This is a genomic window from Acinetobacter sp. WCHAc060033 (genome assembly GCF_004209125.1).
GTDB classification, from domain to species: domain Bacteria; phylum Pseudomonadota; class Gammaproteobacteria; order Pseudomonadales; family Moraxellaceae; genus Acinetobacter; species Acinetobacter wuhouensis.
In genome coordinates this window covers 1-3,275 of record NZ_SGSW01000106.1, presented here as the reverse complement: position 1 = coordinate 3,275, position 3,275 = coordinate 1, and the positions used below count along the sequence as shown (strand labels likewise).

Below are 3,275 nucleotides of genomic sequence, written 5' to 3'. Positions count from 1 at the left end.
GTTTTTACAATTGTTAATTGAGAAGTAAGTTTTTATGCAGAAAAGCGATGTGTTTTTTAAAGATTTTAAAACTAGTTTTATTGTGGCAGGCTTGGCTTTCACTGTTTTTTTTGCCATGGCGATTTTTTTCGAATTAGCTATGGGTGCAATATTTAAAAGTGAGCCATCACAAGCCCGAATCTCTTTGTTTGTTGGTTTTTTTATGTTGGTTGGAATCGGATTCTTCCTTTTTTCAAAGAATAGCCTAGGCAATAAAGTCGGTGGGATTGTAGTAACCGCAATACTTTCAGCCATTTTTCTTGGTTTGAAATTCTATTATTTTTAGGAATATCTAGAATGAAAAAATATGGCGTTGAAATTGTTGATCGTCCCAAGATTAGACCCATCAAAGAGCTTGATCTGACAGGGAAAGAAGGCGAGAAAATTATCAGATTACTGACGAAAAAGATTTTAATCCATCATCAAAAAACATTTAAACGGTTGAGTGAGATGTGATGCAAATAACAGAAGATGATTTAAATATAGAAAGATTAATTGAAACCAGTCTTGTACTACCGACTGTAAAAGTAATCACAGATGATGAGATTGCCGATTTTTTTGAAGATGATGGCGGTTATTGATAGGTGATTATTTGGTTTTAAAAAGTTGCATAAGGTTGTATTTTGCTTCTATCGTGATTATTATTTATATATCACTATATGAGGACAAGATCATGACTTCAACGGCTGTTAAAATTGATAACGATATTGTTGATCAAGCTAAAACATACGGGAAAGCAGAAAGCCGAAGTGCAACGAAACAAGTTGAATATTGGGCGAAAATTGGAAAAATTGCGCAAGATAACCCCGACTTAACTTATGACGATATCACTGACATTTTATTGGGTATGGCACAAGCAAAGTCTGGTATGACTACACCGTACAGTTTTGGGTGAACTAATGGAAATTAGACAAACCCCTCTATTTGAACGTGCAGTTAAAAAAATAACGAAGCAAGATAAAAAAGACCTTGATGAAGCTATTAAGCAGATTTGTGAAAATCCAAATATTGGAGATGATAAAAAAGGTGATCTTTTGGGTGTAAATGTCTACAAATTTAAGATGAATAAACAGCCTGTATTATTGGCATATTCAGTTGATGAAGTAGATAACACTGTAATAACGTTATATTTACTCAAATTGGGAAGTCATGAAAATTTCTATAGGGATTTAAAACAACATAGAAATTAAATCATTTAGAACAGTGAAAAGTGTATTTGTGGTATATGGTTTTACTTGAAAAATTAGTGACTTAACAATAGTGTAACTTTACTGTACACTTTTATTTAGGCGAAAAAAAACCCGATGTGGCGTCGGGCTTTCTTTCGGTGACTTTATGAGAATAAACTCAACTAGCAACACCAATTATCTTGAATCCTAATTGTAGCTAGTTGAGTCCACAAAAACAAGAGATAAAGGACTTGAACAATGGCTGTGCCTGTTCACCAACTCGATATTTTTTATGATGATTTAGCTCATAAGCCATATTGTGCTGAATATTTAGATCGTGGCTTGGATATCTTACCCAAGCGAGAAGCGATAAAACGCAGATACATTCAGGGCAATCAGCCTTGCATGGTTAATTACCTGTTCTTTGATTTAGATCATGCCGATTCTGTGCTTGCGTGGCACATTGAAAATTTACCAGTACCGTACTGGACTGCTCGAAATCCTAAAAATGGCCATTGCCATATCTGCTACAAGCTTGAAACCCCATTTCCGACCACTGAAATTGCCAGTATTAAGCCTATTCGCTATGCAAGTGCGATTCAGGCGGCATACGCCAAAAAATTAGGTTCTGATACAAGCTATAGCCGCTTAATTACAAAAAACCCCTTAAACAAGCACTGGGACGTTGTTTTTTGGAGTGATCAGACCTATTCACTTGATTATCTAGCAGACTTTGTAAATCTAAATAACAAGCCAACAGCTGAGGACCGTATCCAAGGACTAGGCAGAAACTGCACCATTTTTGATTTAACGCGGTTTTGGGCCTACAAGGCAGTGTTACCCTACCTTGAGTCTAAAATGAGCTATGAGGGGTGGTTTAAAGCGGTTTTAGAGCATGTTATGAAAGAGAATGAGCAATTTCCCGAACCGTTGCAGTACGGAGAGATAAAACAAATCTCGAAAAGCATTGCTAAATGGGTGTGGCAACGCTTTTCAATAGAGGGCTTTAGTGCATGGCAGGCGAAACAAGGGGCAAAAGGTGGTGCTAAATCAAAACGTGGTGCTAAAGCTGATTCTGAACGATCTATGAAGCCATGGGAAGCACTTGGAATTGGGCAGGCAACATACTACAGAAGAAAGAAAAAAGGCCTGATAAAGTGATAGCAAATAAGCCATATCAGATAACAGCCCCTTTTGGGGTTCTTTTGGCTGTCAAAATAGTCAATTTATGGAATGTTCCACGGACTTTATTTTTAGATGCTCTGGGCAATCTTTTCTTAGCTAAGCTTAGGCTAAACTATATCTATATTTGAAATCTTATTGGTTCTTTAAAATGAATATTTATCGGGGTTTGAATGAGAGAATTCTAAAACTCTCTTGTATTTTAATTATTTTAATCATAGTTTTTTTTACAATCTCAAAATTATTTTCTGATTCTAATGTTAGTTTGATAAAAGATTTAATGGGTATAGCCAGTACAATCTTTGCTGCTCTTATTGCTGTTTATATTTTTCAAGAATGGACAGTTCAAAAAAGACTAGAGGCATTGAGTCATAATTCAAAAGAAAGAATACCTGAAATACCAAATTTAAGTTTAGAACTAACCACTTTCTCATCGTTAATTGATGACCTCTTAAATCGGATAGAGATATATAAAAATTCACCAAATTCAATAGCTTTTGATAATATGCAGAAACTTTCTGAGAAATTATATGATCATCCATTTCTTACTCTAATAATGAGCTTTGATAGTTATTTTCATGAAATCAAAGAACTTATATTGGAAGATGATAAGAAGCTATATGAAGATTTATCCAAAGACATGAAATCATATAAACATCTAATATTTAAAGATAAAGTTTTAGATGTAAATATTAGTGCTAATAGAAATATTAGTGATTTAATTGAGAAAACTAACAGCCTACATAAAAAGACTTATGACGATCTTTTAAAATTTTACAATAGGCTTATCGATTATAAGAATTTTAATTATTGAATAGAAAAACCCAGCCTCTTAAAGAGGACTGGGTTCTTAAAACTACTAATTTGTACGTATTTATACTGCAT

Annotated in this window: 7 protein-coding genes; 6 read left to right on the top strand and 1 reads right to left on the bottom strand. The window is 34.1% G+C overall.

Annotated features, from left to right (window positions below):
* Positions 1–294 (bottom strand): hypothetical protein (locus EXE10_RS21790; RefSeq protein WP_213073870.1); only part of this gene is annotated, 294 nt, incomplete at its 3' end.
* A gap of 42 nt (positions 295–336) precedes the next feature.
* On the opposite strand from EXE10_RS21790, the gene EXE10_RS20370 reads away from it, so the two are divergent.
* From EXE10_RS20370 to EXE10_RS20350, 6 genes are all read left to right on the top strand, one after another.
* Complete coding sequence (locus tag EXE10_RS20370; protein WP_228256873.1) at positions 337–495, top strand: acetyltransferase; 159 nt, start codon at positions 337–339, stop codon at positions 493–495.
* The gene (locus EXE10_RS22090) at positions 495–620 is read left to right on the top strand and encodes a hypothetical protein (protein ID WP_265937147.1); all 126 of its coding nucleotides are present in this window, start codon (positions 495–497) and stop codon (positions 618–620) included. The genes EXE10_RS20370 and EXE10_RS22090 overlap by 1 nt, the downstream gene beginning before the upstream one ends.
* A gap of 92 nt (positions 621–712) precedes the next feature.
* Positions 713–934, top strand: a complete 222-nt coding sequence (locus EXE10_RS20365; protein ID WP_130114549.1) for a ParD-like family protein — start codon at positions 713–715, stop codon at positions 932–934.
* Positions 935–938: 4 nt separating this feature from the next.
* On the top strand, positions 939–1,229 hold the full coding sequence (locus EXE10_RS20360) for a type II toxin-antitoxin system RelE/ParE family toxin (protein WP_130114548.1): 291 nt from the start codon (positions 939–941) through the stop codon (positions 1,227–1,229).
* 237 nt (positions 1,230–1,466) lie between these two features.
* Complete coding sequence (locus tag EXE10_RS20355) at positions 1,467–2,369, top strand: replication initiation protein (RefSeq protein ID WP_130114547.1); 903 nt, start codon at positions 1,467–1,469, stop codon at positions 2,367–2,369.
* A gap of 172 nt (positions 2,370–2,541) precedes the next feature.
* The gene (locus EXE10_RS20350) at positions 2,542–3,204 is read left to right on the top strand and encodes a hypothetical protein (protein ID WP_130114546.1); all 663 of its coding nucleotides are present in this window, start codon (positions 2,542–2,544) and stop codon (positions 3,202–3,204) included.
* The last annotated feature ends 71 nt before the right edge of the window (positions 3,205–3,275 follow it).

Coding starts and splice junctions, on each gene's coding strand:
- EXE10_RS20370 (WP_228256873.1), top strand. CDS start 337: ATGAAAAAATATGGCGTTGAAATTGTTGATCGTCCCAAGATTAGACCC.
- EXE10_RS22090 (WP_265937147.1), top strand. CDS start 495: ATGCAAATAACAGAAGATGATTTAAATATAGAAAGATTAATTGAAACC.
- EXE10_RS20365 (WP_130114549.1), top strand. CDS start 713: ATGACTTCAACGGCTGTTAAAATTGATAACGATATTGTTGATCAAGCT.
- EXE10_RS20360 (WP_130114548.1), top strand. CDS start 939: ATGGAAATTAGACAAACCCCTCTATTTGAACGTGCAGTTAAAAAAATA.
- EXE10_RS20355 (WP_130114547.1), top strand. CDS start 1,467: ATGGCTGTGCCTGTTCACCAACTCGATATTTTTTATGATGATTTAGCT.
- EXE10_RS20350 (WP_130114546.1), top strand. CDS start 2,542: ATGAATATTTATCGGGGTTTGAATGAGAGAATTCTAAAACTCTCTTGT.